This window comes from Roseiarcus sp., from assembly GCF_052145395.1.
GTDB lineage: Bacteria > Pseudomonadota > Alphaproteobacteria > Rhizobiales > Beijerinckiaceae > Roseiarcus.
On sequence record NZ_JBKQOT010000079.1, the window covers coordinates 1 to 2,791 of the forward strand.

Annotated in this window: 2 protein-coding genes; both read right to left on the bottom strand. The window is 66.1% G+C overall.

Annotated features, from left to right (window positions below; translation table 11 throughout):
• Window positions 1-1,857, bottom strand: a 1,857-nt coding sequence (locus tag ACLP25_RS02700) for a helicase-related protein (protein WP_442467697.1), incomplete at its 3' end; no start/stop codon positions are given.
• 4 nt (window positions 1,858-1,861) lie between these two features.
• Window positions 1,862-2,791, bottom strand: a 930-nt coding sequence (locus ACLP25_RS02705) for a DUF1998 domain-containing protein (RefSeq protein ID WP_442467698.1), incomplete at its 5' end; no start/stop codon positions are given.

Sequence of the window (2,791 nt, forward strand, 5' to 3'; positions counted from 1 at the left end):
GGCCATGAGGGCATCGGTGACGGGCCCGCGCTCGTCGGGAAGGGGGACCGTCACGCCCGTCCGGTCCCGGATCTGGAGGGCCTTGCGGAGGATCACGTCCAGCACAGCGCCGTCGATCGCGCTGTCGGGGGAGAACATCATAAGCGTTCGGACGGTCTTGGACGGCTGGCCGAAGCGGTCGACGCGGCCTTCGCGCTGCTGATGCCGCGTCGGATTCCAGGACAGGTCGTAGTGGAGGACGGCGTCAAAGAGCAGCTGGAGGTTGATGCCTTCCGACAGGCAATCGGTGGCGACGAGGATGCGCTGGGCTCGTCCGCCGTCCTCGTCCTCTTGGGCCATGTCCGCAACGCGATCGCGGCGCTCGTCGGGCGTGAGCACGCCGGTGACGGCCTCGACCTTGAGTTTCGGGAAGGCTTTGCGCAGGCCGTCGCGGACGTACTCTGCCGTCGCCAGATAGCGGCAGAAGACGACTGGATTGGCGCCGCTCGCGATCAAGGGAGAGACCGCGTCGACGAGGGCGCCCAGCTTAGGATCGGGCTGGCGGAGGAGGTCCTCGGCGCGCCTCACCAGCGTCTGGAGCGCCGGGTCCGCGTTGAAGATGGCACTCGGCTCTATGTCGACGGCGTCTTCGTCGTCGCCGTCCTCGTCGTAGATCTGGGGCTCGAGACGATCGATTTCGTTGGCGACGCGGTTGCGTAGCGCGCTCAGGCCCGCCGCCGGCGAGGAGCCGATGCAGCGCATCAGGGCCAACGTTCCCCAATAGGCAAGCCGTCGCTCGCGCTGCCCCGACCCAGACCGGCCAACGAGGTCGAGGCAATACCCCAGAGCCGCCTCCTGGAAATCGAGGTGAGGCTTCGACAGGTGGTAGGAGAATTCCGCCGCATCGTGCTTCGGGAAGGCGCGGTCCTCGTCCCAGTCGCCCGAGGTCAGATCAATTCGGCGGCGCTGAACGAAGTGTCGCGCAAGCTGCTCGCGGTACTTGGCGTCGTCGAAGTTCATCGAGGCGAAGGCGGGGTCGACGAGGGAAAGGAGCCGGCCGAAGGCCTCCTCGTCGCCGGAGTGCGGGGTTGCGGTCAGGAGGACCATGCGTCTTTCCGGGTTCCGAGCCAGTTCGGAGAGAAGCTCGAAACGCTGCTGCTTGCCCCTTTGCGTGCCGACGCACGCGTGCGCTTCGTCCACGATCACGAAGTCTGAACAGCTTCTGGCGAAGCCGTCGCGACGCTTGTCGGCCTTGATGTAGTCGAGGCTGACGACGGTAAAGGGATAGGCGTCGAACAAGGTCTGAGCGAGCGGCAAGCCGCGCTCCAGCCGCGCGGCGGCCCCGGCCGTGACCGTTGCGGCCTCGATGCCGAAGCGGGTCTTCAACTCGGTGACCCATTGATCGACGAGATGCGGCGGGCACAGCACGGAAAAGGAATCGACTTCGCCGCGATCCATGAGCTCGCGCAGGATGAGGCCGCCCTCGATCGTCTTCCCGATGCCGACGTCGTCGGCGATGAGGATGCGGGGCGTCTGGAGGCGAAGCGCCATCAACAGGGGAACGAGCTGGTACGCGCGCGGCTCGAAGGCCAGTTGGGCCGCCGACCGGAACGGACCCGCTCCGCGGCGGAGTGTAAGGCGCAAGGCGTCGGCCAGCAGCGACGCCTTCGCCTGCACAGTCGGCTCGGCGTCGGAGGGCAGATCGAAGCGCGCCGGCTTCACCGCCTCCATCTCGAGGGAAGGATCGAGGACGATGGCGTCTCTCTCGCTTCCGGAAAGCGGCCGGAGCGCGAGGATGCCTTCGCGGGGGCTCGGAAGCGCGACCCATTCGCGTCCGCGCGCGCGGACCAGGTCGCCAGGCGCGAAGTTCACCGTCATCGAACTACCCTTTGAGAATCGAGATCATCCCCTCGGGCAAGCCTTGCGCCGGGTCTTGCGGCAATTCAAACAGCGTCCAGCCTTTGGCCTCGGCGGCCTCGCGCGTAGCGGGTGCCAAAGGCCCGGGGCAGGCGCCGACATACTGGTCGCGCCAGACGAACCTCACCTCCTGTCCGGCGAAGCTGACGCCATTGGGATCCGGCGCCGGAATTCCAGAGTCATCGAAGGCGTTCAACCACCCCCTCTCGCTTGCCGTCGCGGCGGTCGCGCTGGAAAGGACTACCTTCCCGCGGGCGAGGTCGACAAGGAATTGCTTGGCCTCACCGCTCGTTCGATCAATGACCTCGTGATCGGGCTGGTTGTAGTAGGAAAGAAGGCATCTGTAGCAGCCGCGGACACACGCTTGGCCCTGACGGTCGACGAGGAGTTTCGCGTCGCCCGCCGCGATCGCTTCGTCGACCTTGTCGAAGTGCATCAGCATCAGGGCCTCGCGAGCGACCTTCCCGATGGCCAGCGGGTCCTCCACGAGCCTGTTCAGCACGCCGGCGCCGCCCTCCGCGGCCTCGTAAACCAGAACGGCGCGCCGGTCGGCGCGGGCGGGCAGAGGCTCACCGAGAACTTCCCCTTCTTCGAGCTGGAAGACGACCTCGATGCCGCGCATGAGGGCGTGCTGGACGGTCGGGATCGTGTCGGCTTGGAATGACCCGGGGTTACTGAAACGATAGAGGAGTGCATTCTTGCGGTCCCGGACGATCGGGACGATCCGCACCGGCTTGACGACGTCCGGCGGCACATCGACCTCGGCGTCCTCCTCTTCCGTCTTTGCCCAATAACCGCTGCGCGGATCGATATAGAAGCCGAAAACGTTCTGTTTTGCTCGGCGCTTCAAGCCCTTGTTGATCCGGCTGATTTCCGCGCTGTTGGCGTATTGGAG